This is a genomic window from Nitrospira sp. (genome assembly GCA_016788885.1).
Lineage (GTDB): Bacteria > Nitrospirota > Nitrospiria > Nitrospirales > Nitrospiraceae > Nitrospira_A.
This window is the reverse complement of sequence record JAEURX010000055.1, coordinates 17,955-44,741: the sequence shown is the minus strand read 5'-3', so window position 1 is coordinate 44,741 and position 26,787 is coordinate 17,955. Positions and strand designations below refer to the sequence as shown.

Annotated in this window: 24 protein-coding genes and 1 tRNA gene; 12 read left to right on the top strand and 13 right to left on the bottom strand. The window is 60.0% G+C overall.

Annotated elements, in window-relative coordinates; all coding sequences use genetic code 11:
- Positions 1-188: 188 nt before the first annotated feature.
- The 8 genes from JNL86_15605 to der all read right to left on the bottom strand — a co-directional run bounded on the left by JNL86_15605 (position 189) and on the right by der (position 7,879).
- On the bottom strand, positions 189-1,238 hold the full coding sequence (locus tag JNL86_15605) for an NAD(P)-dependent alcohol dehydrogenase (protein ID MBL8044335.1): 1,050 nt from the start codon (positions 1,236-1,238) through the stop codon (positions 189-191).
- Between the two features lie 52 nt (positions 1,239-1,290).
- On the bottom strand, positions 1,291-1,716 hold the full coding sequence (locus JNL86_15600; GenBank protein ID MBL8044334.1) for a PEGA domain-containing protein: 426 nt from the start codon (positions 1,714-1,716) through the stop codon (positions 1,291-1,293).
- A gap of 151 nt (positions 1,717-1,867) precedes the next feature.
- Positions 1,868-3,583 (bottom strand): hypothetical protein, encoded by a 1,716-nt coding sequence (locus JNL86_15595; GenBank protein MBL8044333.1) that lies wholly within the window; start codon positions 3,581-3,583, stop codon positions 1,868-1,870.
- A gap of 90 nt (positions 3,584-3,673) precedes the next feature.
- On the bottom strand, positions 3,674-4,057 hold the full coding sequence (locus JNL86_15590) for a cytochrome c (GenBank protein ID MBL8044332.1): 384 nt from the start codon (positions 4,055-4,057) through the stop codon (positions 3,674-3,676).
- Positions 4,058-4,165: 108 nt separating this feature from the next.
- On the bottom strand, positions 4,166-4,465 hold the full coding sequence (locus tag JNL86_15585; protein MBL8044331.1) for a zf-HC2 domain-containing protein: 300 nt from the start codon (positions 4,463-4,465) through the stop codon (positions 4,166-4,168).
- A gap of 32 nt (positions 4,466-4,497) precedes the next feature.
- Complete coding sequence (locus tag JNL86_15580; protein ID MBL8044330.1) at positions 4,498-5,127, bottom strand: RNA polymerase sigma factor; 630 nt, start codon at positions 5,125-5,127, stop codon at positions 4,498-4,500.
- A gap of 78 nt (positions 5,128-5,205) precedes the next feature.
- Entirely contained in the window at positions 5,206-6,240 is a 1,035-nt protein-coding gene (locus tag JNL86_15575; protein ID MBL8044329.1) for a hypothetical protein, read from the bottom strand.
- 244 nt (positions 6,241-6,484) lie between these two features.
- Positions 6,485-7,879 (bottom strand): ribosome biogenesis GTPase Der, encoded by a 1,395-nt coding sequence (der, locus tag JNL86_15570; GenBank protein MBL8044328.1) that lies wholly within the window; start codon positions 7,877-7,879, stop codon positions 6,485-6,487.
- A 132-nt stretch (positions 7,880-8,011) separates the two neighbouring features.
- Here der and JNL86_15565 point away from each other — a divergent pair, with 132 nt between their 5' ends.
- Positions 8,012-8,626: an HAD hydrolase-like protein gene (locus JNL86_15565; GenBank protein MBL8044327.1), complete on the top strand. Its 615-nt coding sequence runs from the start codon at positions 8,012-8,014 to the stop codon at positions 8,624-8,626.
- A 36-nt stretch (positions 8,627-8,662) separates the two neighbouring features.
- Here JNL86_15565 and JNL86_15560 read toward each other — a convergent pair whose 3' ends face one another.
- Together JNL86_15560 and JNL86_15555 are read right to left on the bottom strand one after the other, a co-directional pair.
- Complete coding sequence (locus JNL86_15560; GenBank protein ID MBL8044326.1) at positions 8,663-12,607, bottom strand: PAS domain S-box protein; 3,945 nt, start codon at positions 12,605-12,607, stop codon at positions 8,663-8,665.
- 123 nt (positions 12,608-12,730) lie between these two features.
- A complete protein-coding gene (locus JNL86_15555; protein MBL8044325.1) occupies positions 12,731-13,339 on the bottom strand; it encodes a class I SAM-dependent methyltransferase in 609 nt (202 codons plus the stop codon).
- Positions 13,340-13,557: 218 nt separating this feature from the next.
- Here JNL86_15555 and JNL86_15550 point away from each other — a divergent pair, with 218 nt between their 5' ends.
- The 3 genes from JNL86_15550 (at position 13,558) to holA (ending at position 17,822) form a co-directional block, all read left to right on the top strand.
- Complete coding sequence (locus JNL86_15550; GenBank protein ID MBL8044324.1) at positions 13,558-15,993, top strand: leucine--tRNA ligase; 2,436 nt, start codon at positions 13,558-13,560, stop codon at positions 15,991-15,993.
- 76 nt (positions 15,994-16,069) lie between these two features.
- A complete protein-coding gene (locus tag JNL86_15545; GenBank protein ID MBL8044323.1) occupies positions 16,070-16,687 on the top strand; it encodes a hypothetical protein in 618 nt (205 codons plus the stop codon).
- Between the two features lie 22 nt (positions 16,688-16,709).
- Entirely contained in the window at positions 16,710-17,822 is a 1,113-nt protein-coding gene (gene holA, locus JNL86_15540; GenBank protein MBL8044322.1) for a DNA polymerase III subunit delta, read from the top strand.
- Here the strand turns inward: holA and rpsT are convergent.
- Positions 17,803-18,081, bottom strand: a complete 279-nt coding sequence (gene rpsT / locus JNL86_15535) for a 30S ribosomal protein S20 (protein ID MBL8044321.1) — start codon at positions 18,079-18,081, stop codon at positions 17,803-17,805. The two genes, holA and rpsT, sit on opposite strands and share 20 nt — an antisense overlap.
- Before the next feature lie 125 nt (positions 18,082-18,206).
- On the opposite strand from rpsT, the gene pyrF reads away from it, so the two are divergent.
- Positions 18,207-18,935 (top strand): orotidine-5'-phosphate decarboxylase, encoded by a 729-nt coding sequence (gene pyrF / locus JNL86_15530; protein ID MBL8044320.1) that lies wholly within the window; start codon positions 18,207-18,209, stop codon positions 18,933-18,935.
- A 115-nt stretch (positions 18,936-19,050) separates the two neighbouring features.
- Positions 19,051-19,127: transfer RNA gene (locus JNL86_15525), tRNA-His, on the top strand.
- Positions 19,128-20,455: 1,328 nt separating this feature from the next.
- Here JNL86_15525 and JNL86_15520 read toward each other — a convergent pair.
- A complete protein-coding gene (locus JNL86_15520; GenBank protein ID MBL8044319.1) occupies positions 20,456-20,974 on the bottom strand; it encodes a RidA family protein in 519 nt (172 codons plus the stop codon).
- Between the two features lie 736 nt (positions 20,975-21,710).
- Between JNL86_15520 and JNL86_15515 the strand changes: the two genes are divergently transcribed.
- From JNL86_15515 to JNL86_15490, 6 genes are all read left to right on the top strand, one after another.
- Positions 21,711-22,010 carry a PilZ domain-containing protein gene (locus JNL86_15515; protein ID MBL8044318.1) on the top strand — a complete coding sequence of 100 codons (300 nt, stop codon included), beginning with the start codon at positions 21,711-21,713 and terminating at the stop codon, positions 22,008-22,010.
- 155 nt (positions 22,011-22,165) lie between these two features.
- Positions 22,166-22,510 carry a PilZ domain-containing protein gene (locus JNL86_15510; GenBank protein MBL8044317.1) on the top strand — a complete coding sequence of 115 codons (345 nt, stop codon included), beginning with the start codon at positions 22,166-22,168 and terminating at the stop codon, positions 22,508-22,510.
- A gap of 153 nt (positions 22,511-22,663) precedes the next feature.
- The gene (locus tag JNL86_15505; GenBank protein ID MBL8044316.1) at positions 22,664-23,032 is read left to right on the top strand and encodes a hypothetical protein; all 369 of its coding nucleotides are present in this window, start codon (positions 22,664-22,666) and stop codon (positions 23,030-23,032) included.
- Between the two features lie 205 nt (positions 23,033-23,237).
- A complete protein-coding gene (locus tag JNL86_15500; GenBank protein ID MBL8044315.1) occupies positions 23,238-24,539 on the top strand; it encodes a glycosyltransferase in 1,302 nt (433 codons plus the stop codon).
- Between the two features lie 57 nt (positions 24,540-24,596).
- The gene (locus JNL86_15495) at positions 24,597-25,304 is read left to right on the top strand and encodes a hypothetical protein (GenBank protein MBL8044314.1); all 708 of its coding nucleotides are present in this window, start codon (positions 24,597-24,599) and stop codon (positions 25,302-25,304) included.
- A 41-nt stretch (positions 25,305-25,345) separates the two neighbouring features.
- On the top strand, positions 25,346-25,567 hold the full coding sequence (locus JNL86_15490) for a hypothetical protein (protein MBL8044313.1): 222 nt from the start codon (positions 25,346-25,348) through the stop codon (positions 25,565-25,567).
- A gap of 58 nt (positions 25,568-25,625) precedes the next feature.
- Here JNL86_15490 and JNL86_15485 read toward each other — a convergent pair whose 3' ends face one another.
- Positions 25,626-26,456 carry an HAD-IIB family hydrolase gene (locus tag JNL86_15485; GenBank protein MBL8044312.1) on the bottom strand — a complete coding sequence of 277 codons (831 nt, stop codon included), beginning with the start codon at positions 26,454-26,456 and terminating at the stop codon, positions 25,626-25,628.
- Positions 26,457-26,787 lie beyond the last annotated feature (331 nt).

The following is a 26,787-nucleotide window of genomic DNA, read 5'->3' as shown; positions in this document are numbered from 1 at the left end:
CGGCCCTGTGGCCGCCCGGCCTTCCGGTTCGTGTGATTCCTGACAGGATATACGCGTGGTTCGCCACCGAGCGGGGAACTTCATCGGCTTGCGTAGGGCCATGAGTCTGTCGACGTGTTACGATCGCAGGCTGGATCAGGGATGCGGAGCGAGGATCGAACGTCCTGCCACTGTAACGGGCCTCGCGGCTATTGTCGCAATGAACTCATGTCGATGACGAACCGATAGCGGACGTCGCCTCGAACCAGTCGGTCATAGGCCTCATTCACCTGTTGTATCGGGATGACCTCCACGTCGGCTCCGCAGGTGTGCTTCGCACAGAAATCCAACATCTCCTGCGTTTCCTGAATCCCTCCGATCAACGAGCCGACCAATCTCCGCCGCTGCATGATCAATGGAAAGGCCCCCAATTGCGCCGGCTTGTCCGGCACGCCGACGAGAATCATCGTGCCGTCGGTCTTGAGTAATTCCAATTGCGCATCCAAGTCATGGGGCGCTGAAACGGTGTCCAGAATGAAGTCGAATTGTTTGGCCAGCGTCGTGAATGTTTTGGGATCGGATGTCTTGAAGAAGTCTTTGGCGCCCAATCGTTTCGCATCGCGCCGTTTTTTGTCGGAATGGCTCAGCACGGTGACGTGAGCTCCTAAGGCCGCTCCGATTTTGACGGCCATATGGCCAAGTCCCCCCAGGCCGACCACCGCCAGTCGATGTTTCTTTCCCACCCCCCAATGGCGCAAGGGAGAGTACGTGGTGATGCCTGCGCACAGCAGTGGCGCGGCTTCTTCGGGACGTAATTGCTTGGGGATGCGAAGGACATACCGCTGATCGACCACGACCTTCGTGGAGTAGCCGCCATAGGTCTGAGTGACCCCGTCCCGCTCCGTCCCGTTGTAAGTGAAACTGAGATGGCCCTCGCAGTATTGCTCCTGGCCCTTCTTGCATTGCGGGCAGGTCCGGCAGGAATCGACGAAGCATCCGACGCCGACCAGTTGGCCGACCTTGAATTGCTTCACTGAGGCGCCGACCTGTTCGACGATGCCGACAATTTCATGTCCAGGCACTATGGGGAAGCTCGAGCCGCCCCATTCATCCCGCGCTTGATGCACGTCTGAATGGCAAATACCGCAGTACTGGATTCCGATCAGCACGTCGTGCCGGCCCACAGCGCGGCGCGAAAAAGTAAACGGGGCGAGTCGGGATTTTGCGGTGCGGGCGGCATAGCCCTGTACGTCGATCATTCTCTGTACTCCTTCTGATCCGTTCATGGCCGGGGCATCATGGACAGGTCGGTTAGGGTGTGGTTGCAGGGTGTGGCTTGTCCGGTTCGAGAGTGATGCCGATCGTCGACGGGTCCTGCTCCCAGGCGCCGGGCGCGATGAGGCCGAGCAGCGGCAGCAGGAAGAATGCTCCTCCGATGACATCGACGATGCCGACACTGCTGAGTTTTCGGCCGGTCACGCGGGTCTGCGGCGTGTAGCCGGTTTTGTGGACCTCCACGGTGAGGTCTCCTCTTCGGGGCACCTGCTGTTGCAATGGGGTGGTGCCGGCGAGGGTGCCGTTGATCAAGACGTCAGCGCCCGGCGGCTCTGAATTGACGATCAACGGTTGTGATGTTCCACCGAATATCGAGCAGCCGGCGAGATGAAGCGAACAGGCGAGGAGCATGAGGAGCGTGGCGAAGTGGTGTGTGTATCGGCTTGGTCGTGGGTGTGGCATCGTCCCTCCTGCTCTCTGCCTCGGCGACATCGTTACCACAGGCATCTATGGTTGACAAGGCGGGAAGGGATGGGTGGAAGGAATGTGCTCGCGGGCTTCGCCGACAGACCGACAGAGGCTGGTCCGCCTCTGTCGGTCCTGGGTCGATCGGTTAGGACTGGGGAGCGGTGGCCAGGATGGGGGCGAACAGCGGATCGGCGTCAAGCACCGCTTTCAACAGTCCGGTGTGAAGGAAGTAGCGCCATACGGCATCCGATTTGCCGGGGACTTCATCGAACCATCGTTTGGCTTCGGTGAGGTGGTGGAGCATCTTCTCCTTGTCCCCGTAGTTCGGCAGAAAGATCATGGTGTAGGCCATGGCATATTCGGCCAGGAATTTATCCAGGGGAAGCTCGGCTTGCGCCAAAGAGGCTTCGGCGTTGGCGTAGGCTCGCGGGGTTTCCGGGTCATGCAGGATACGATTCCAAGACACCTTGTTGATGCGAGACCAGGCGAGCTGGAGCAAGGCCTCGGCTTTGGGCGTTCTGCGGCTGTCGGGAATGTCTTTGACCAGAGCTTCGAAGGTTTCAACCATGGGAATCTGGTCGTTGTTCCATCGATAGGCAACTCCGAGCCGGAACCGGTTGTCGAGTTGCTCCGGCCGGATGGTGGCCAGGGTTTGGAGCGCCGGTATCAGGCGGTACAAGAGGTCGGCCGGCGTCGGTTGACTGAGGCCGCCCATCTCCATCCCATTCGAGAGGTCCATCCGGAGACCTTGCGCATAGATGTTCCAATAAAACTCGTCGACGACGATGCCCAGTGCCGGATCTTTCGTCGGCACCTGGTGCGCGCTTCGAGCCTCAAACAGGAGTGCACTGTAGAGATGACGAGTCAGGACCGTAAGGGCGTCCGGCTGCTGAGGATCGATGATCAGCACGCGATTGAGCAAGGCGACCCGATCCCGGAGGTCAGGGAAAATGGCTGCGCGTGCGGCCGCGGCGGTCAGAACCCCAGGCTGATCGTTCGGTCCCCACCAGGACAGGGATTCCGGCAACACCCGGCTCACCTCGGTGGTGAACGGAATTTTATCCGCGACCATGCCCGGTGCTTCCGGTTGGGAGGCAACCGGCAGGTTGAAGACCGCGGTATCGCCGGGGAATCCGTGTTGCTTCAATCCGGTGAAGACGACCCATTGGGTGGTCATGGATTTGAGCGCCCGTCGAGGGCGCTTGATCGTATTGGTCCATTTCACATTGCCCGCGGCATAGCTCACAGGCGAGGTGAGGGGGTCCTGATATTGAATCGCAAGCTGCACCAAGGTTGTCGGGGCCGCCAGCACCTTTCCGGCTCGCGTCAGTTTGAACGAACCGGACGGAATGGTGCGGCTACCCAGGGCCGTGACATGGAGGCCGCTGCCGGGAGGCGAAATCCCCACCACGTCCGCGACGAAGGTGGAGGCGGGGGCTCTTGGAAGATCATCGCCGAAAAAGACCAGCGGGCCGGCGCTTGGCCACAGGATATCCATGGCGATGTCCGACCGTTTCAGCATGGGTGCATACGCGTCGGTCAGGGTTTGCCAACAGGCATCGTAGAAGGCGTCTCCGGAGGGGGCGAATTGTTTCGCCTTCCCCTGAAGCGCGGTGACGAAACGGTACTGGCAGGCGAAGTCCAGTTGTCCCGCCGTGACGCGATCGCCCTGTGAAAGGGCTTCAGCATACCGGATCGCAGTTTGTATGGCCGGTGTCGTTTTGACGGCGCCAGCCTTGGCATGTCCCTTCGCGCCGGCTGTGGGTGCCGATTCGGCTGATCCGGCCCAGGCCACGAGCGTGAGTGCGAGGGTTGCAAGAGTAGTCATCTGTCGTCGATGGAACAGGTTCCCGCGAATCATGCGAACGACCTCCCGTGAGGATAAAAAGAAGGTCACTCTATCACGGGGCTCTTTTCAGACGAAAGGGGCGTGGACGTAAAGAGTCCCGCTTCAGGGGGATGGGGACGAGGGGGCCGGGGATCGGCTGAACCGCACCAATGAGCGAATATACTGGAGCGCGGCCTCTTGATCTTCCGCCGCTAATCGGTCCTGCCAGGCGGGCATGGCGGTGCGGGGCTTGCCTTGCGCGATCGTGCGCAGCAGTTCCTTATCGGTTTTGGCGGAGGTGGCTGCCGACACGAGATTCCCCGGGCGCGGCGAGAGAAACGGGGCCTTAGGGCCGTCGCCCTTCCCGCCTTCCCCGTGGCACTCCACACAATGTTCACGGTAGACGGTGTGGCCGCGATCAAGCGTGCCCGATGGTTGAGCCAGCAGCACCCCGCTTCCACTCCCGCAGAGCAGCAGCACGAGGAAGAGGCGGTCGGACAGCCTCATGCGACGAGATCTGGTGGTGGGGTGCGCGGGTAAATCGGCGGTTGTGTAACAGTCAGCGCACGGCGACGCAGGCTTCGTCGGGCTGTGGAGCGCCGCCATCACGACCGGCTACACCGCTTCGGTAGCTTTTAAAATCTGTCGCCGCAGGGCGGTACGATCTTTTTCGGAGAGCGGCGGGGCAGGGCGATGCTGACACAGGCGGACCGTTTGGCGTAGGGAGTCGAGAAACACCTCACAATTCGGGCAATCGCCGAGGTGCATGCGAATCTCCGAACACACATCGCTCGACAATTCGTTGTCCAGGTAGGCTGAGAGGCGTTCGAGGACCTTCACACAATTTCGCTTGCCGTGACCCTGGTGAGGGGTCGGCTTGCGGCTGCCTGGATATGTGCGTACGCGGTCTGCCATGGTGGTTGCGTCTTCTTGACTATACCAAACTCTCAGTGCCGGGTGGTAATGCCCTCGTGCCCTTCTGCCGTCAGGCCGTTTCCGCTGAGTTCTTTCCGGACAAACAAGCGGGCGCGGTGTAGCCGGGACTTGATGGCGCGCTCGTTCAGTCCGAGAATGCTGCCGACCTCTTTGGCACTTAACCCTTCCATGTCGCGCAAGACCAGGACCATGCGGTATTTGCGCGGCAGCTTGGCGATGGCCCGGTCGAGAATCTGCCGCAGTTCCTTATTTTCCAGCGCTTCCTGAGGGCTCAGGCCTTCCATGGGGATCTGTAGGGAAAATTCGCCCTCGGACGTCGGGATGAACTCGGTGAGGGATAACTCTCGTTCCGGTTCCCCCTTTCGCTTGCGCCGCATGCGTTGGCAGGCATGGGAGGCAATGGCATAGAGCCAGGTCGAGACCTGCGAGTCCCCGCGGAAGCGGTCGTAGGCGCGGTAGGCGTTGAGGAAGGTCTCTTGGACCAGGTCCTTGGCCGCTTCTGCTTCGCCACAGAGACGATAGGCAAAGCGATACATCACATCGACGTTGTCGCGGTAGAGTTGGTCGAACGGACGAGATGCGGCGGGGGAGGCGTCATGGCCGTCTGTAGAGCCGTGATGACTGTGCTTCCGTGCTGCCATACGCGGAGGGAAGTCTACGGGCGGGGTTGGAATCCTGTCAAGGGAGCGAGATTCGACTCCATGTGGCTGCACCGACGGTTAGGGAACGCGACGGATGTCGACGAGTTCGCCTTGCTGTCCTAATTCCACGGTGATCGGCAGGCCTTCTTTCATGGCTGACAGGGACGACGGTCGTTGTGTGAGGGGGATGGATTGTGTCCCTTCGGGAGTGTGCATGATCAGCGCGGTCTGTCCGTCTTCATACGCCAGCGGGCCCGACAGGAATCGGCGCGAGGGGGTGGAGAGACCGTCTTGGTAGAGATCGATGGCCACATGCCGGTCCTGGACCCAGACCGACATCTCTTGCCCTACCTTGGCGTTCCGGACCCCGGTTTTTGCGCTGACAGTGACGATGCCAAGCGGGGTTTTAAGAAAGACATAGTTCGACTTCAGCTTGGAGACGGTTCCGTTCAGCAAGAGGCGGACGGCTGAGGCGGTGCGGGGAATCTGGTTGACCTGGAGATCGAACTGCACGTCGTGTAGGCCGCGAACGGTTCCCGCTCCGTCGACTTCGACGGTAAACGGCTGTTGGTCCGAACGGCCGGCGATTTTGGATTCATACGCGCCGAGCGTGAACGACCGTTCGCCGTCTGGGGTCCAGAGCTCGACGGCATGTTTATCCGGAGTCGTGAAGTTAGGCATCCCCGTCACGTAGCGGTGCACCAGTTTGTCGACGCCCCGCTCGCGTATATCGACGACGGTGGTGGTGCCATGGACGTAGAGCGTGATCTTGTGGGAATTTTTGATGTCCCGCAGCGTGCTTTTTGAACTGAGCGAGAGCGGGCCGATCGGGGTCTGCAGGAAAATGATTCCGGGTTTGGACCGCCAGATTGAGCCGGAGACCTGCACGGACGGCGAAACCGGGGCCTGAGGGGCCACCATCTCGGGCGCGGCTCCTTCCGTCTCGATGGGCGGAGCGGGGGATTCGCCGGATTCGGCCAGCGGTGGCGGTTCAATGAGCGGTGTGGCCGTGTCTGCCCAGGTCGGTGTCGTCAGGCACAACAGGGAAACACCCATGCGCAACGGGAGTGAGAGAAGCAACGATCGCTGATGGGAATGCACGAAGGTAGCCATAGTGTTCATCGACTGGTTCTGTGTGGAAATGGTGTGACGCCGATTGTGCGGGGGAGAAACCGGTCCTCTCCTGGGAGTGACGGGTCCTGCCGGATCGTGCGTGGCGTACAACGTCTCCTGTGCGAATAACATGCCGGTCGGTGTGAGTCAAGATGAAAGGCCCTCGAAGCCGGCTGCTGCGAGGCTGGTGTCGCCAAGGATCAGGCGTGGCGAACTGTAGGGGGCCACTCGCCGGAACGCCGCGTCACTTTTTTCGGATCATCAACCGAATGGGGGTCCCGGAAAAATGGTACTCCTTCCGGATTTGGTTCTCGAGGAAGCGCAGATAGGCCGGGGTCATGTTGTCCGGGTGTCCCACAAACAGCGCAAATGCCGGGGGACGTGTCGCAACTTGCGTCATGAAGGCCGACTTGCTGGCCTTGGCCGGTTTGCCTTTTCGCACCGGCAACGGGTGTTCCTCCAAGAGGCCCTGGAAAAATTGATTCAGGCTGCCGGTGGGAACCCGTTTGCAGAATGACAGGTAGACCTGGTCGATCAGGGCAAACAGGCCGCGCAAGAAATCCTGCTCCAGGGCAGAAATAAAGAGCACGGGAGCCCAGGCAAGAAAGGGAAAGCGTCGTTCGAGGTCTTGCTTGTAGGCTTCACGGGCACTCACGTCGTCGGCCTTGAGGTCCCACTTGTTTACGACCAGGATGCAGGCTCGTCCTTGTTTGAGGACCAGGCCGGCGATCTTGGTGTCCTGTTCGGTCACGCCTTCTTCGGCGTCGAGGAGGAGCACTGCCACGTCCGAACGGCCGATGGCACGCAAGGATCGGGCGACGCTATAGCCTTCAATGCCGCGCTCCACGCGGCCTCGACGACGGATGCCGGCGGTGTCGGTCAATACATACTGTCGATCTTTGAACGTCGCGACCGAGTCCACCGGATCTCGCGTAGTTCCAGGCACATCGCTGACGACGACGCGTGTTTCCCCGAGAACCGAGTTGACGAGGGTGGATTTCCCGACGTTCGGACGTCCCACGATCGCAATCCGGGGGATCTCCGACGCAGTCTCCTCGCCGGCCAACTCCACCATGTGAGGCAAGAGGTCGTCGAGCAATTCGGCGACGCCGATCCCATGTTCGGCGGACAGGGGATAGAGTTGTTCCTGGCCCAGGCGGTAGAAGTCGGAGACGAGCGGATCGGCCTTCGGGGTATCCACTTTGTTGACCACATAAAAGACGGGCTTGTCCGTTCCGCGCAAGGTGTGGACGACTTCTTCGTCCGGCGGGGTCAGGCCGGCTCGGGCATCGAGGACGAGCACGAGAATATCGGCTTCGGCAATGGCGAGTTGGGATTGTTGCCGGATTAAGGACAACATGCCTTCGTGGGCCGTCGGATCGAGGCCGCCCGTGTCGACCAGCCGGAAGTGCCGATTGCGGTAGCTGGTATCGGCATAGTTGCGGTCGCGCGTCACGCCCGGCACGTCGTCCACAATCGCGGCTCTGGTGCCGAGAATGCGGTTGAACAGCGTCGATTTGCCGACGTTGGGCCGTCCGATCAGGGCGATAATGGGCAGTCGACCGCCTTCAAGCGTGAACAGCGGCGCAACGGGTCCACGAGCGGTTTTGGGGCGTGGCATGGTGAAGGACGGTATCACAGAGATTTCAACGAACACAATCACTCGTCTTGTTCCGCCGGTCTCCGCTATACTGTGACCATGCACCACAATCAGTCCGATCGGGCACCCCACACGCTCGACTGGAACGAGATCGACGATGTCCTGCTCGATATGGACGGCACGTTGCTGGACCGTCATTTCGACAACTTCTTTTTTGAGGAGGAGTTGCCGAGACGGTATGCGGTGAAACATGCGTTGCCCTTCGACGAAGCCCGCGACCGATTGATGCGGATGTATCGTTCCGTGGAGGGTGAGCTGGCCTGGACGGATCTGCACTATTGGACGGAGCAAGTGGATATCGACGTGGTGGCGATGCATCGGGAACTCGACCATATGATCGGGTTTCTTCCCGACGCGGAGGAATTTTTGACGTCGTTGCGGCGATTGGGCAAACGCGTGACGATTCTCACCAATGCGCATCGGGCGGGAGTCGAGGTCAAAGCCGCCAAGACCGGTCTGGATCGGCGGGTCGATCGTATCGTGGACGCCTTTGAGGTGGGGTGGCTCAAGATGCGGTCTGAATACTGGCCGACGTGCCGAGAGTTGGTCGGATTCGAGCCGTCACGCGCGCTCTACATCGATGACGACGAGCAATGTCTCGCGGCGGCGGCGCAGTTTGGTATCGGCCGCATCTATCACCGTTCGAAGTCGAGCTCGCAGGCGTCCGCAATCCCTTCCTCGCGATTTCACTCCATCGAAACGTTTCAGTCGATTTTGTCGCGGTAGGGCGGCCCCGCTGTTCCGCCTTCCGGTGCGGGTGAGTCACTTGGCCGGATCGAGCAGTTCGCGCAATTTCCTCGCCAGTTCCGTGGGCAGGAACGGCTTCTGAATGAAGCCGGTGCCCGGTTCGGCGAGAAATGTCGGTAGCACACTCCCTTCCGCATACCCCGACATGAACAACACCCGCAGATCCGGCCATTGCTGACGGAGGCGTTCGGCCAATGCCGGCCCCGTCATCTGTGGCATGACCACATCGGTGAGCAGGATGTGGATCGGTGTCTTCGCTGCGGCGACGAGCCGCAACGCTTCCTGTCCGCTGGAGGCTTCCAGCAAGGTGTACCCATAGTCCGACAGGGCGTGGGTGAGTAACAGCCTGACGGCTTGTTGGTCTTCCACCAGCAGAATGGTTTCATGCCCGCAATGTGGTCGTGAGGCGGGAGGTGGCGGGGCGGCCAGCTGAGGGGCCTCGGCTGAGGGAAAGTAGATATCGAACGTAGTGCCCTCGCCCGGGTTGCTGTCGGCAAAGACGAAGCCCTGGCTTTGTTTGACGATCCCATAGACCGTCGCCAGTCCCAGGCCAGTTCCCTTGCCCTCTTCCTTGGTCGTGAAGAATGGCTCAAAGATATGCGACAGGGTGGCCCGGTCCATGCCCATACCCGAGTCGCGGACGGACAGGTGTGTGTAGCTTCCAGGAAGCAGGGCGGGATGCGGCACCGGCGAATCCTCAGTGATGAGCAGGATGCGCGTCCCCAGCGTCAACGTTCCGCCATGCGGCATGGCATCCTTTGCATTGACCGCCAGATTCAAGATCACTTGATCGATTTGCCCCCGGTCTGCGCGGATGATGCACGGTTTCGGTGTCAGATCCCGAATGAGGGTGATATCTTCCCCGATCAGCCGCTCGATCATCGAACCGATGGAGGCCAGGGCTTCGTTCAAGTTGAAGGTCTGAAAGGTGAGGACTTGTCTTCGGCTGAAGGCGAGGAGTTGCCTGGTCAGTGCCGCCGCCCGTTGACCGGCAGTCAGGATTTCAGTCAGCGAGCGGCGCAACGGATCTTCAGTCCGCACCTGTTCCAGGACGAGCGTGGCGCATCCGTTGATCACGGTCAGAAGATTGTTGAAGTCGTGGGCGACGCCGCCGGCGAGTCGTCCGATGCCTTCCATCTTATGGGCTTGCCGGAGTTGCTCTTCCAGTTGTTTGTGTTGAGTCACGTCGATGAAAAATCCGATCGATCCGGTTGTCTGGCTGCCCGGGCCTTGAAGCAGTGTCCCCCACATGTTGACGTCGATGAGGCTGCCATCTTTTCGTTTGCGGCGCAGCTCCAGGCCGCGTGGCGCGCCCCCGCTCATGACCGAATTCCACAATTCATCGGACTCCCGCTCTTGTCCGGACGGCACGTACGGGAGTTCCTGTCCAAGGACTTCCTCTTTGGTCCATCCGAACAGCGAGGTGGCGGCGGCATTCCAGGTCGTGACGTGTCCGGCCTGGTCCAGTTCGATCATTGCCAGCGGGGATTCTTCGATGATGGTCTGCAGGTGCGCGGTCATGCGTCGCAACTCACCGGTGCGCTCACGGACATGTTGCTCCAGGGCTTCTTGCGCCTGCCGTCGGTCGGCGGCTTCGAGTGTGAGGGTGGCCATGGCGGCCAGGGAGGCAGCGAACGCTTCTTCCTCGCTGGTCCAGGATTTCGGCGGGCCGATATGCTCGAGGCACAAGACTCCGACCACGCGCCCGTGACGGCGGATCGGGGCATCCAGCATGGCGACGATGCCGAGCGGAGCCAGATAGGAAGCGCTGAGTTCGCAGGTGCGTGGGTCGGTTTGGGCCGCATGGGCGGCCAGGGAATAGGGTTCGGTTTCCAGTGCTCGCAGGTATGCCGGGTATTGGGCGGTGGACAGGGTGGCCCCACGCAGGTGGCGTTTCGGTGTGGCTTCGAACAGGTCTTGAAGGATCAGCGTTGTTTGGGCCTCGTCGAAAAGCCAGATGCTCGCCCGTTCGACGGCGAAGGTGGCGGCGGCATGTTCAGTCATCGCGGGGAACGCCTGTTGCGGGTGTCCGCTATGAATGGCCGGGTCTTCGGCCAGTTTGTGGAGGACCGTCTGTTGCGTCGCGAGTTGCCCCAAGCGGAGCTGTTCGATTTCCTGTCGCTGCTTCTGGTCCGTGATGTCTTCCGAGATGCCCAGAAGGTACCGTGGCACGCCGGCGTGGTCGTACAGAGGGAGTTTCTTGGTATGGAGCCAACGCAGCCCGTGATCCTTCGTCTGGATCGGTTCGGCCGGAATGTCCAGCATGGCGCCGCCCGTCAGCGCTTCGCGATCCCGCGCGGTGAAAAATTCCGCCTGTTCCCGAGGGAAGAAGTCGAAATCGTTCTTTCCCAGGAGCGCTTCACGCGGGAGGCCGGTCAGCTGCTCGCCCGCTTTGTTGAATTGGACGTATCGCAACTCCAGCGCGTCTTTCAGAAAGACCATATGAGGGATGTGTTCGACGATCGATTCGAGGAGCTGGCGTGTATGGGTTAGGGCGTCTTCCATGCCTTTTCGTTCAGTCACGTTTTCGCACACGATGACGATGTCGAATCGGCCGTCCGGATTCCGAACAGCGCGGGCGGCTTCTCTCACCCAGATGTGGCTTCCGTCTTTCCGGATTTTCCGGAACTCCCAACGGAGCACGTCGCCAGGCCGGGCAAGACAGTCATCAAAATGCTGCTGCATCTTGGCCTGATCGTTTGCGTGGACGATGAGGGAGACGGGCTGACCGATCAATGCGTCGGCGTCATACCCCAATTCGGCGGCGGCAGTGGCATTGACCGTGAGGAGGTTGCCTTTGGAGTCGACGGTCAATAACATTTCAGGGCTGCTCTCATACAGCGCCCGATAGCGCTCCTGGCTGAAGCGCAACGCTTCCTCGGTTTGCTTGCGTGCGGAGATGTCACGCATCACCGCTTGAAATCCGATGACCTCCTGGTCGCGCAGCAGGAGCTGCACGTTTTGGCCGACCCACAGCGTCTGAAGGCGTCTGGTCACCACTGGAAATTCGTAGTAGGTGCTGGGGAGTTTCCGGAGGAATTGCCGGATATAGAAATGTTCCGTGGTACGGCGGTAGCTCGGGTGTACCAGGTCCAGCGCGCGGTGGCCGAGCATCTCGGTCTCGTGATAGCCCAGCAGGCGGATGACGGCGGGATTGATGAAGGTCAAGCGGCCGCTCCGGTCGGTGCGGTAAATGATGTCCTGCGCATACTCCATGATGAAGCGATAGTGTTCGGAATGGACGTTCAGACGCAGCGCGGTTTGTTCCCCTTCCTCCAGTTGTGAGGCGAGTTGATCCACGAGTTGGGCGTTGTGATATTTCAGCCGAAGGGTTTCCAGCACGGTGTTCGAGGTTCGGGACGCGGTGTAGATCATGAGCAGGGAAAACAAGAGGGTGCAGATCGCCATGGGCAGCGCGTGCTCATGGTTGAGGAAGAAAAACCGCAGAATGAGCGGCGTCAGAGTCGGAAGGGCGAACGAGAGAAACGCATCGAAGCGCGCGGCCAGAGTGGATGAGGCGCCGGCGGAGACCCCGGCGAGTACGAACGCCAGAAACACCTGATGCGTGGGAGAAGACTCGGGAAACAGGATCAGCGCCGACGCACCCCATCCCAGTCCGGCGAGAGTCGTTCCGGTCAGAAATGCGCGGTGCCAGCGTTGGCTCGTAGAGGTGGTCGGTTTGGTGGCTCTGAATGATCGTGCGAGGAGGTATCGCCCGGTGGAGAGGATCATATGGTAGGTCAGCCACGCCAGCAGCCAGTTCTGCGGGAGGACCTGCCAATCGACGACGACCAGCGCAAGCGCACAGCCGAGTCCGGCTGCGAGGGCCGCCGGCATACCCTCATAGAGCAGCGTGACTCGCTGCAGCATCAGGTTGGCTTCCATGGCCGCATCGGCGGCGTGTGTGAGTGACGCGGTCGAGGAGGGACGGTCCAGTGGAACTGGTTGCGTGGAAGCCATCGGGATCACTCCCGTCTTGGGGAAGGACGACTGCAAGGCATGTGCGCCATAGACTGCAGTCTACAAAATTGCCGTGAGGGATACAATTTGATGAACGTCGTTGGTTCCCATTAAGGGATGGTGCTAGGGAATGGCGGTGCCACGATACAACTCTCCGCCGATCCTGGGCACGCCGGAGAGGATCTCACGGTCAAGCTGTTCGAGGTGAAAACCTGCTTCGACCACTAACCGATCGATCTGGCGGTTGAGGTTGCAGCCGCAGGCCACCCGACGTTGCAACGGATTGAGGAGATCTTGCCATCGGGCGGTGATGGGATCGTCGCTTCGGCCATGCTCCAGGAACAGGAACCGCCCATCGGGCTTGAGCACCCGTCGAACCTCGCGCAACGAGCGCAATGGGTCCGGGATCGTGCAGAGCGTGAAGGTACTGACCGCGCAGTCGAATGTGGCGGGCTCATATGGCAGTTCCTCGGCACTCACATGTTGGAGACGGACCGGAAACGGGGCCTGCGCAACCCGCTGCGCCACACGCTGGGGAAGCAGGGGGGCGGGGTCGACGGCATACAGGTCGGTGACAGTTCGAGGATAGTGCGGCAGGTTCAGTCCGGTGCCGAAGCCGATCTCCACCACGTTCCCATGGGCTGCGGCGAGTAGTCGCTGTCGCTGGGCTTGGAAGCGCTCGCCCCGAAGCACCCAATCCATGAGGCGGGGGAAGATGTAGGTCGCGTACATGGCGTGGGATGGATTCCGATGGTCGATGAGAACAGGTACTGAGTGTCTCGATACCTTCGAGCATTTGACCAGGAGTCGGGCCGGGGATCAAGGGGCGTGGAGGGGGCCCGAGGGCCCTCATTCGCCGGTCTCATCCTTGTCGCTCCGTGTCGCGTATGCTAGAGTCGTCCGTTCTCTCGCCGAGTGCGAATGGGCGCCTCGCGTTTCATGTGAGCAGGATGAGCAAATCATACGATCACCAGGTTGTCGAGTCGAAGTGGCAGACCTATTGGGAGACACATCGCCCCTTTCGGGCGTCGGATGATCCCTCGAAGCCGAAGTTTTATTGTCTCGATATGTTCCCGTATCCCTCTGGGTCCGGCCTGCACGTCGGGCACCTGGAAGGGTACACCGCCACTGACATCGTCTCCCGGTATAAACGGATGCGCGGGTTTAATGTGCTGCATCCCATGGGCTGGGACGCGTTTGGGCTGCCGGCTGAACAGTATGCCGTGAAAACCGGTGTCCATCCCGCCATCACCACGGCGCAAAATATTGCGACCTTCAAACGGCAGATGAAGCGCGTCGGGCTCTCCTACGATTGGGATCGTGAGCTCAGCACCACCGATCAGGATTACTACCGGTGGACGCAGTGGATTTTCCTCCGGCTGTTCGAGCGCGGGCTGGCCTATGTGGCCGAGGTCCCGGTCAATTGGTGCCCGGCGTTGGGGACGGTGCTGGCCAATGAGGAAATCGTCGACGGGAAGAGCGAAGTCGGTGGATTCGATGTCATCCGCAAACCGATGCGACAATGGGTTCTGAAAATCACCGCTTACGCGGAGCGGTTGTTGGAAGATCTGAGTCTCGTTGAATGGCCGACCAGTACGCTGGAGATGCAAAAGAACTGGATCGGGCGCTCCATCGGTGCCGAGGTCGATTTCGCGCTTGCTGATGTGCCGGGCAATCTGCGCGTTTTTACCACCCGCCCCGATACGCTCTTCGGCGCTACGTATATGGTTCTGGCTCCCGAGCATCCCCTGGTCGATGTGGTGACGACGCCTTCGCAGCGCACGCGGGTGAAAGACTATCGTGAAGCGGCCGCGCGCAAGAGCGACTTGCAGCGCCAGGAATTGGAGAAGGTCAAGAGCGGCGTCTTCACCGGCGGCTATGCCATCAACCCCGCCAATCAAGAACGTCTGCCGATTTGGATCGCCGACTACGTGCTGATGAGTTACGGCACCGGCGCGATCATGGCCGTGCCGGCCCATGATGAACGCGATTGGGCGTTTGCCACGCAGTACCAGCTCCCGATTCGAGAAGTGATTCAAGGTGGACAGGTCGACAAGGCTGCCTTCGTCGATACGGATCGCGGCCGTGTCATCAACTCCACCACGCCCGACGGGTCCTGCTCAATCGATGGCCTGCTGCCTAGCGAAGCGATCCCCCAAATGACTGCCTGGTTGGAAGCTGCCGGGAAGGGGAAGAAGACCGTCAACTATAAACTTCGGGACTGGTTGTTTGCCCGGCAACGTTACTGGGGTGAGCCCTTTCCCATCGTGTGGGTGGACGGAGAGCCCAGGCCGCTGCCGGAAGAGCAGTTGCCGTTGCCCTTGCCCGAAACAAAGAACTTCAAGCCTTCCGGGAGCGGCGAGAGCCCGTTGGCCAATCTTGAAGACTGGTTGCAGGCCACGGACCCTGTCACCGGCAAGCCGGCGCGGCGCGAGACGAACACCATGCCGCAGTGGGCCGGCTCCTGCTGGTATTACCTGCGGTTCATCGACCCGAAGAATTCCCGTCAGATGGTTGATCCGCTGAAGGAACGGTACTGGATGCCGGTGGACCTCTACATCGGCGGCAGCGAACATGCGGTGCTGCATCTGCTCTACAGCCGGTTCTGGCACAAGGTGTTGTTCGATGCCGGAGTGGTCAGTACCCCCGAACCGTTCAAGAAGCTGGTGCACCAGGGCATCGTGTTGGGGGAAGACAATCAGAAGATGTCGAAGTCGCGCGGCAACGTGGTCAACCCGGACGATATGATCGATCAGTTCGGTGCCGATGCGGTGCGCCTGTATGAAATGTTCATGGGGCCGCTGGAATCCATGAAGCCGTGGAGCACGCGCGGCGTCGAAGGTATTACACGATTTCTGGATCGTGTGTGGAGACTGATGGTCGCTGAGGATGGCACGCTGAGTGTGGCGGTGACAGGTGCGGCGCCGACGCCGGAGCAGCAGCGGTTGCTGCACTACACCATCAAGAAGGTGACGGACGATATCGAGGCGCTGCGATTCAACACGGCCATTTCGCAGATGATGGTGTTTACGAACGAGATGACCAAGTTGGATCAGCGGCCTCGCGGATTATTGGAACCGTTCGTCTTACTGCTGCTGCCGTTTGCCCCCCATCTCAGTGAGGAGCTCTGGGAACGTCTCGGTCATGCGCCAAGCGCGGGCCAGCAGCCCTGGCCGGAGTTCGATCCGGCACTGGTCGTCAGCGATCGATTGACGATACCGGTTCAGGTCAACGGGAAGCTGCGCGGAAAGTTGGAGGTCGATGCCGGGGCATTACGCGAGCAGCTGGAGCCGTTCGCCCGGAAAGAAGTCGCCGAATGGCTGCAGGGGAAAGAGCCGAAAAAGGTCATTTACGTCGAGAAGAAGTTGATCAATTTTGTGGTGTGAAGCGGTGCGTCTGGAACCACGAAGAACGGACTCTCGCGTTTGGGATGGCTCGGCCGTCCCTGGGCATGTGTTTCGTATGGCCTGTGCCCTGGCGATGAGCCTGTCGCTCAGTGCCTGCGGGTATCAGTTTCGAGTGCAGGGCGCAGGTCCAACGGTCGGCGGCGCCCCGGAAACGACCACCAAGCGCACGCAGACCCCGCGATTGGCCATTCTGCCGATCTCCAATACTACCTATGAGCCGAATTTTGAAATCAAGCTCGCCAACTATCTTCGTCGGGAATTCTCCGCGGGGGCAGGGGCGGAGATTGTGGGTCCTTCGGCCGGTGCCGACCTGTTCTTGTCCGGGCAGATCATGCAAATTCTTCTGCCGACCTTGAGTTTCGACCAAACCACCACGTTTGAAAGCCGCGTGGAAATGCTGGTGAGCGTAAAAATCGAGGATGCAAAGACCAAGCGGGTGGTCTGGTCGCAGGTCGCCAAGGGCACGTCGGAGTTTTTTCTCACCCAGGATCTGCAATTCAATCGCGTGCTGCAGAATCGGGCCTTGGAGCAGGCGGGGCGATTTGTGGCGGAAGATCTTGCCTCCCGTTTCCTGCTGTTTCTGGATGCGGGCGAACTGGACAAGGTGCTGAAGCGCCCGGTGAAGGCGGAGGCCGGCCAGGGTAACCCGCCGCAGCCGGAGTCGGTGCGATAGAGATACGGGAGGGCTGTCACGGATGGGTGCCTCGGTTACGAGTTTAGAGTTGCCTCAGGCGCTTGCGCGCGACGGAGTCGCACCGCTCTATGCGGTTGTCGGCGAGGAGGATTACCTCCGTGACCACTCCGTGGCTGCCCTTCGAACTGCCGCCTTGGGCGTGGCAGCGGACAGCGGATTCAACTACGACATCTTTCATGGCGACGACTCGGCGATTGAGGATGTGTTGGCCTGCGCGGCGGAGATTCCAGTGTTCGCCGAGCGACGTGTCGTGGTCTACAAGTCTGTGGAGAAGCTTCCGGCTCGCGAGGGAGACAAACTCCTGCCCTATTTCTCGGCTCCGAATGACACGACGACCCTGATTGTGGTGGCGGTCAAGTTGGATGGGCGCCTCAAGTGGACGCAGGCGCTGACGAAGCAGGCGGTGTCGGTCAATTGTGCGCCGTTACGAGAGGCGCAGCTTTCCACATGGATTCGGCAGGAAGCCGCGGCCCTGGGGGTGCGCCTTCAGGACGATGCGGTTCAGTTGCTCAAGGAAGTGGGCAGCGAATCGCTCTATGCGGTGAAGCGGGAGTTGGAGAAACTGGCGGCCTATGTGTCGTCCGAGCGAAGCGTCCAGGCGGCAGAGGTGGAGGCGTTGCGGGGGACCGAGCCAGGCGTGTCGGTGTTTGATCTGCTGAACGCCATCGGGGCTCACGATCACGGGCGGGCGATACGGATCCTGGCGCGCAATGTCGAGAATGGGGAGGCGCCATTGCGCATCCTCGGCGCGTTGATCTGGCAGTATCGGCGACTGTGGAAATTGAAAGACCAGATGAAGGCGGGAGGGCGTGAGGGGGAGGCGGCGCGGACGTTCCGGATGGACCCGTCACGACTACGTGGCTTCTTCGCCCAATTCCCCGACGCGCAGTTGACGCAGGCATTTCACTGGTTTTTGGAAACCGATTCCAAGCTTAAAGGCGGGAGCGGGAGCAGCCCGGTCCGTGTGATGGAAGACCTGCTGTTCCGACTCTGCGGACCGGCATCGAAACCGGCGGCAGCGGCGGAGCGAGCACAAGCGATACCACCGGCCCCGCGACCGTCTGGGGCGAGGCCGGTGTCGAATGTCAGAACGATTACGACGCGGAAGCGATGAGCGCGTTCACTCGAACAGCAAGCCGGGACACGCGGCGTGAGGCCGTGTTGGGCTTAAGGACACCTTTGGTGACCGCTTTGCCCAGGGCTGCCGTCGCATCGCGCAAGGTCGCCTTCGCTTCGTCAGGCTTCTTGGCTGCGATCGCATCCTGAACTTTGCGAAGGATGCTTCGGACCGAGCTGAGGGTGGCGCGATTGCGCAACCGACGCTTCTCGGATTGACGGGCACGTCGAATCGTGGATTTGTGGACAACAGGCATACGGAATCTCCTACGTTCAAAGCTTGAGCTTGTAGCACAGGTGGAGAAGGCAGGTCAAGGAGAAGACACGACGGAAAGGAGTGCGTCGGGTTGCTGGGGACTCCCCCGGTGGCTGTGGCGGAGTTATGAAGATGCAAATTGATGCTCGAGATCGGTTGATAGTCGCACTGGATGTCCCTTCGGCGGCCGAGGCGGAACGGCTGGTCGATCGTATGGGAGATCACGTGCGCTTTGTGAAGGTTGGGCTGGAACTCTACACGGTGGCGGGGCCCGACATTGTGCGAACAATGGTGGACCGCGGCAAACGTGTCTTTCTGGATCTCAAATTTCTTGATATTGAAGAAACTGTTCGGCGTGCGACGGCCAGGGTTGCCGCCATGGGCGCGACGTTTTTGACCGTGCATGCGAATCGCAAGGCACTGCTCGCTGCCGTGCAGGGGCGGGGGCAGTCGAACCTCAAACTGCTCGCGGTGACCGTCTTGACCAACTTCGATGGAGCCGATTTGCAAGACATGGGGATTCAGCGGAGCGTCAGGGATCTGGTGACGGCCCGCGCGCTGTTGGCGGCGGAAGTAGGCTGTGATGGTGTCGTCGCATCGGGAGAAGAGCCCGAGGCGATTCGGGCCAAGGTGGGGCCGGACCTGATCATCGTCACCCCGGGAATCAGGCCGACGGGAACCGGAACCGACGATCACGCCAGGGCGACCACCCCGACTCAGACCATTGCGGCCGGTGCCGACTATTTGGTGGTCGGCCGACCCATTCGAGACGCACAAGATCCGGCGCTTGCGGCGGCAGCGATTTTGGCCGAAATGCAGGCAGCCTTCGATCGCCGGGTTGGACAGCAAGCCTAGGAATTCTCATTCGCCCGCTCCTCACCCGAGGTGCATCATACCATCGTCGGGCGGGGCGGTTGCGACTGTTCTTCGCGGTTTGCTATGATGCGCGCTCCCTGAGGCATTGTGTGTGGTGGGTGTAGCTCAGCTGGTTAGAGCGCCGGATTGTGGATCCGGAGGTCGCGGGTTCGAAACCCGTCACTCACCCCAACCGTTCTCTCCGTAACTCCTTGATACATCGAGTAATCTGAGAACCCAGTCACTGGCCCCGGTTGCGCTGGTTGCGCCGGGGTTTCGGATTGGGCCCCGCCAAACCATGCCGCGGCCGGAGTATCGAGTCGGTCGACCGCCTGTTTGTTGCCTCCCGGAATCAGGTGTCTCTCAGTTCCATAGTCACCTGAAAGGACGAGCAGCCCCATTTGATCCTTCCCGTAGACCACCAATCGCGGTGGTCTCATCCTATCGTTGCCTCTGCCGATCCCTCAGCCTGTGCTCGAGTTTCTACGACAAGTCTGAGAGCCGGACTGAGAGGTCGAAGCCGGTTCTGAACGCACGAGTTCGCCGTGTGTGTCTGGGTCATTCCCGAAGCTCATCTGCTCAGCGAAGGCTTGGTTGCGGAGGCAGATTCATGCCGCAAGAGTCTCCAATATGGCCAAGGAGAGATTGCCGGCCGTGCCACAGGAACGGGCCGCAGGCGCTTTTTGCCCAGTCACTCCGTTCATGCTCCTGAGGAGGCAATTTTTTCCTAGTGGTCTGGGCGTTTGACGAAAGAATCGCCGGTTCTCGCGCCCGTTCGTGGTGTGGCCGTTCTCGATTAGTAGGCGTGCTTCTTGCGCGTGTCTCTCAAGACCTTGGTCCAATCGACCGAAGAGGCGCCGTGGGCGGCACATGGACTCGCTGCTCGTTTCTCCACGCTAGAGAGTCACCACGCACGGACTGCAGGATTCTCTGCTCACCCAGGAGATGGTATGTCTATCTCGAGTGTCGGGTCATCGCCGGTCCTACAGTGGCTTCAATCGTATCTTTCCGGTGCCGGATCTTCGAAGGGCAGTGCATCGTCGTGTGGCTGTCAGCCATCCGGTGATACCGCGTCGATTTCCCAGGAGGCCGCTCAGCTCAATGCGAGCCAGGTTTCGCAAGTGTCCGATTCGTCGCAGCCTTCTGGCGCCGTTGGCACACAGGGCCGTCATCATCACCATCATCATCGAGGTGAGCAAGATGGCGGTTCTTTCGTAGATCGGCTTGCCGAATCGATTCTCTCCGATCTGCAGCAGGCCACCGAGAATGGGGGATCGCCCGAGGCCGGATCAGCCACGCCAGCTTCGGTGAGCTCCAGTGCAACGGGGGACTCCTTCATCGACAAGCTCGCACAGAGCATCGCGAATGACTTGCTGAGCAAGTATCAACAGGCTACGGGAGCCAGCGTGTCCTCCTCGCAGCCTAGTGCGACCAGCCAAGTCAATGTGATTGCATAGAGGTGGGTAGTGTGGCGTCGCGGGGCCGGCCTCTTGTGGGCGGCCCCGCGAGATGCTTCCTGATCAATCGGGAGAGACTCCTCCATATCCTCCGCTTCGTCCTCGCCCTCCTCCGCGACCTCCATGCCGTGGCGAATCATCCGATGATGACCCTCCGGAACGTGATCCGGCAGTGAGTCCAGACTTCGCAACGACTCGAATCTCGACCATGGCGTCGGCGAAGGCGAGCCGTTGCACTTGGATCATCGTGCTCGCGACGGCAGGCGGGCCGGTATAGACGTCCCGTCGAATCTTTGGCCCGACCGTGAGAGCCGGAGGTATGTCCGTGACGCACAACGTTTCTTCCAGCACATCGTTCATGGTGAGATTGAATTGTTGCAGCACTTTTTCGACATTGGCATAGGCCTGTCGCATCTGCGCTTCCATGCTGCCCTTCCCGACGACAACGCCGTTCTCATCTATGCTCATTTGACCTGAGAGAAACACGAGTCCACTCGCTTTGACCCCTTGGACAAGCCCGAACTCTCTTTCCCAGGACGTGTCCAACGTGGTGGTTTCCTTGAGGGGGAGAGGGCCGGACATGGGCATGTCTCCAACTGGATATGATCGCGGTGGCCCTGCACAGCCGACGAGCAGGAGGCCGGCACAGAGCAACATGAATCGATAAGGCACATCCATAGGGTTTCGCATCGCCGTTCTCCCTCAAGTGGATGTTCGATATACAGGACGAAACAGTATACCTTCTCATCTTGATTCCAGGCGTGCAGAACGCATGGATGGCGGGGGGTTGTTTCCGCCCAGGTTCGAAAAAGTTTATGGGATCTCAGGAATCGCCCGATGGGCGTTTGTCTGCAGCCAGTCAATGCTGTCTTCTTGTACAGGTTATAAGGAAGTGTACGCGTTCGTCCTTCGCCTATCTCCCTGGAATAAATAGTTGCTTCCGTTCGAGTACAGCCTTCATGGCCCATTCCGCAATGCGGGAGGTCCCTGCTCGCACGTTCGGCTTCTTCGCGGGGGCTGGAAGTTCTCGGCTCCAGTGCGCAAGACGAGTCTGTTCGTGTGCTCATTCCCTTCTGATGCCTGGTTGCGGCTGGTTGTGGATTCGCGTACAATTTGCCCACTTCTGCATCAAGTGTGAGATAGAGGGTGTGGATTGTGCTAGTTGGAACTGGTGTCCGGGGGAATTCGACACTCTCCGCTCACCAAAACTTCGCAGAGCCAGAATTTCTGTGGCCGGAATATGATGACTGGTGGTAACAACTATCTTGCTCCGTTAGCCCCCTCTCGGTCCCGGGCGACGGTTGGGACCAGGTTTCAGGTGCGGTCTTTCCGTCGGTTCCCTGTCCAGTGTTCGGTCTACTATTCCTGCGATGAGTTCCAAGGCAGCGGTATGGCCTGGAATCTCTCTCTCAACGGATGGCGAGTTGATGGGACGCATCCGGTCGAAGCTGGGACGGTAGTCACGCTCTGTATCTTTCTTCCGGATCACCATCCCACTGTCTTTGTGGATCAGGCAATCGTGCGCTGGTCGCGGGGCCAAGAATTCGGGATCGAAGTCCATTCGATCAAAGCCGATGAACGGGCTCGGCTTGAGCAGTTCGTGACGGCCCTGGTGTAGTCTCGTCCCTGCTGTTCCTCTCGACACCCAGCCGAGAATCACGATGGCTCCCTGTGTCGGGAACGAGAATCTCCTTGGTCATTTCCCTCAAGTTGAGTAGACTCGATCATGGTCGGGGTTCGTCTCGTCCGGGACCAACATCGTTGCGTAACACCATGGCTAAATCACACAAAACTCGCTCCCATTCACGCGTACCAGTCAGCTGCTTTCTCTATTACCTCGGAGATGGGCTGGTCGGAACCGGCAAGGTCTGTGATCTTTCCGTCAAGGGTTGGCGGATTGAGGGCGACAAGCCGGTCACGGTCGGCATGAAACTCACGCTGCGCGTGTTCCTGCCCGATCAGCCTAAGGCGATCGATGTTGAAGGCGTCACCGTTCAGTGGGTGCAAGATCGCGTGTTCGGTCTGGAAACCGTCAGGATGAACGCCAGCGCGGAAGCGCGCATTCACCGGTTCGTGGAGTCGGTGTTGAAGTCTTCAGATTCCTCCCGCGTCGCCTGACCCGGAGGGTGATGCTGTTCCCGCCTTCCGCTGCTCCGGTCGTTCTGCAAGTTCACGTCGCTCCCTTGCCCGGCCTCTGAGAATCCCCCACTTTCGGGGACTATCTTGCAATCTGTTGTTTTTCATATTCTGCCGAGGCATTTGCTTGGAGGCATGATGGAACAACAGAATCGCCCGCGTTTTATCGTCGAGTGTACGGGGTCGCGTTCCGAAGATGGACTGCTGGTGTGGAATGGCCGGATGCTGGACCTTTCCATTCCCGGCTGGTCGCGAACCGGGCTCAAAGGGTTGCAGGCGGGGGATCTCCTTCAGCTGCATCTGCATATTCCCGGGCAGCCGAAACCGCTTTCTGTGAGGCTCGCAACGATTCGTTGGGCGAATGAATCCCGCCTGGGGGTCGATCCCATTCTCATGGATGCCGACGATCAACTCCGTCTGAACGATTTCGTCAGTGCGCATTTTCCGTTGCCTCCCTTTAATCATGATCGGCGAGAGCAGATTGTCATTTTGGATGCCGGATAATTGCCGCTGCTTCCTCCAGACCCCTACGCTTCGTCTCCACGAACACCTTCCATTGCTGCCTGCATCGCGGCCGATTGGCTTGACATCGTTGGGTAAGATGGTGTCTCTTAGCTTAGAGACATGAGTACAGACACCTGCCTTTCGCCGGTTCCGTTTGGTCTTGTCATAACAGTGTTGCCAGGGCGGAGGCGTGCGGGATGAACGTATGACGCCTGGCTCCCATCTTCCTGACGTAGTCCATACCACGCCCCTGACACCGGAAACGGAAGCGCAGGTTGACCAATTTGCCCATACGGACATTTTGGTCGGGATCCCCAGTTTCAATAACGTCGAAACGATCGGTCATGTGGTCAAGGCGGTGAGTGCCGGCCTGGCCAAGTACTTTCCGGACGCCCGCGCGGTCTTGGTGAATTCGGACGGCGGGTCCACGGATGGCACGCAGCATGTGGTCGCCCAGGCCGTAGTCGACCTCAAGACGTTGTTTATCGGGGACCAACAGAGTTCGCTCCATAAAATCATTACGCCGTATCACGGTATTCCCGGCAAGGGCAGCGCGTTTCGGACGATCTTTGAAATCGCGCGTCGGTTGAAAGCCAAGGCCTGTGCCGTCGTGGATTCGGACTTGCGGAGCATTACCCCGGAGTGGATTGAACTCCTGGTGAGCCCAGTGTTTGAACAGGGGTTCGATTACGTCGCGCCCTACTATCTGCGACACAAATACGACGGCACGATCACCAATAGTATTGTGTATCCGTTGACCCGCACGCTCTACGGCCACCGGATCAGACAGCCGATCGGCGGCGACTTTGGGTTTTCCGGCCAACTGGCTCAGCACTATCTAGACAAACATGTATGGGAGTCGGAAGTTGCAAAATTCGGCATCGACATTTGGATGACGACCGAGGCCATCGCCAGCGGGGCGCGGGTCTGCCAAAGTTTTTTGGGTGCCAAGATCCATAATCCCAAGGATCCGGCGGCCGACTTGTCGGCCATGCTGGTGCAAGTGCTCGGTGCGGTGTTCGCTCTCATGGAAGATCACTATGCGGTGTGGGGCAAGACCGATGGCTCCAACGCGGTTCCGTTGTTCGGGTTCCAGTACGAAGTTGGCGTGGAGCCGGTCAACGTGAATGTCGATCGCATGATCAGCACCTTCCGGCAGGGGCTGAGCGACTTGGGGGCAATCTGGGATCAAATCCTTGCGCCCGGGACCAGGCAAAGCCTGCGGCCGTTGGGAACCTGTGCCTTGCAGGACTTTCGCATTGCAGACAGCCTGTGGGCTCGGGTTGTGTATGACGCGGCTGTCGCCTACCGCAATCGTGTGTTGCCGCGAGATCACGTGCTGAAAGCATTCACTCCGTTGTATCTGGGGCGGACTGCCTCGTTTGTGTTGGATACCCAGGGGCTGACCTCGAGCGAAGCGGAGGGCCGTATTGAGGCGCTTTGTCAGGCGTTTGAAAAAGATAAGTCGTACCTGGTGGCGCGTTGGAATGAACCGCACACAAGTTGATGGTCGCAATTCCGTCCATCTGAAGGCAGGCTGTAGTCGAGGCCGGAGGAGGGAACTATGAAGGAATTTTTCGAGAAGGGTCTCCTCGACCCTCTAGAGTTGATGGCGCGGCAGGTCCTCGCGGTGTTGCCGAGCCTCCTGGCGATGTCCATCATTTTCTTCGCGGGCCTCGTGGTGGCGTGGACCGCCAGCCAAGCACTGGAACGGTTGCTGCGTGTGGTGGGGTTGGATCGGTTGTTCGATCGATTGGGGGTCACCGGCGCCCTCCTTCGCGGAGGGGTGAAGACCGATCCCTCGCGATTGGTCGGGCAAGCGGCCTATTGGCTGGTCATGATCTTTGCGACTGTCGCGGCGTTGGGCGCGCTCAATCTTCAGCCGATCAACGATTTTGCCAAGTCCTTCCTGGCCTATGTGCCGCATTTGGTGACCGCCAGTCTGATTCTGGTTGCCGGATGGCTGCTGTCGAACTTCGTCTCCCAGGCGGTGCTGATCGCCGCGGTCAACGCAGGGCTGCCACCGGCGCGCCTGGTGGCGACCTGTTCCCGCTGGGGCATTCAGTTGTTGGCCGTGGCCATGGCGTTGGAGCAGCTCGGTATCGCCCAAAATATCGTGGTCGTCGGGTTCGGTATTACGTTGGGCGGGATCGTCATGGCGGGGGCAATTGCATTCGGGTTGGGCGCGAAAGATTTAGCCAAGGATTACCTCGAGCGGGGGTTGTCGGTTCGTACTCGTGCCGGCGCGCCCGATGATTTGAGGCACTTATGACGGCCGAACGGGTGTGGCAGATGGATGCTAAAGGACAGGGTATGACCAAACATATTTCGGAAATCGATGGCGAAGCGAAGGCACGACGCTGGTTGGGCGGGGAGGCGGCTGTGCCACGCTACCCGCAACGGCGCCAGAATCCGTTTCGGTTCAACCGCTCGTTGTTGGGGCTGGTCGCCTTTGCCGTCGGGTTGGGGTTTGCCGGTGGGTTGCTCATCGGGCTGCAGAGCCGTCGTACCACTGCTCCACCAAAGGGGCACTAATGCGTCGACCGCTACATCGTTGGCTCAGAGTTGTCCGAGAGTGCTGCCCGGTCGAGCCTCAGAGGCGAGACAAGAGGGCGGTGAGACTTCGGTTCCATCCGACCGGACCGACTCCATCAGCGCGAATGAGATGGGGGAGCTGCACATCCGGGTCGTAGGAGCCGTCAGGTTTTCGGACAAGAATAGGGTGATCGACCACCGCCAGCATCGGGAGATCATTGAGGCTATCCCCCAGACCGACGGTCACCACCTGCTGTCCTTCCCGTTCAGCCAAGCGCTGATACCACGACATGAGTTGCTTGGTCGCGATTCCCTTATCGTTCGCCCCCATCACGTGATAAAACCGTCCCCCCCTGGTGCAGCGCAGCCCGTGGCTGTCCACCGCCGCCGCGAGCCGATGCCAGTCAACGCGCTCACCTTCAACGAGGAACGGTTCGTCATATTCCCGTTGAGTTGCGTGCACCGCCTCGGCGTCTGACAAGCCTGTCAGGCGAACGACTTCCTCAAGGGAAAGATCCCCAAATCCCCGTACCCGACAACCGACCTGCTTCTGAATGCCGTTCAGTGCCGTGCGAAGCTGCGCATAGGGAGTGCCGATTTCGACGACTTCGTATCCCTCACGAGCGGATGCCTGTTCGATCGGGAATGGAAAGGTGCCCTGCGGGATGAACACGGCCCCGCCGTTTTCCACGATAAAAGGGTGCTGATTGTTTAGACGGCGGCGAAGCGGCTCCATCTCAGACCGGGTTTTGCTGGAGACGAGTATGAGTGAGGCGCCGAGTCGACCGATGAGTGTCAGGGCCTCGCCGGCTGCCTCGTAAGAATAGGTCGTCGCGTCGAGCAGGCTCCCGTCGAGGTCTGTAAAAATGAGGATGCGGCGCATGGTCACGGAGTCACTCCTTGAAGGAAGTATACGGAAGTCCCACCAGCGGAGAAAACCCCGTCCCGGTGCAGTGCCAGTATGACCTTACCGGTCCCTCTCGCCAACCTGAGAAGCACGTTGTTCAGACTGGAAGGCGAAACGGTGCACGAATGCGTCCAAACCCGGCCAATTGCTCAAGCAATGTCAGAAAGCCTGCCCGCAGGCCAATCCAAGGGGCGCAGATGGCTAGTCGGTAGGGGTTCCGGCCGGTTGGTGTCTGTGTCGGAACCGGCACAGGAGAATCCCCAATCAAGATCGTCCCCGGAGATGCCGACAAGGATAGTCACATGGCTCTGTC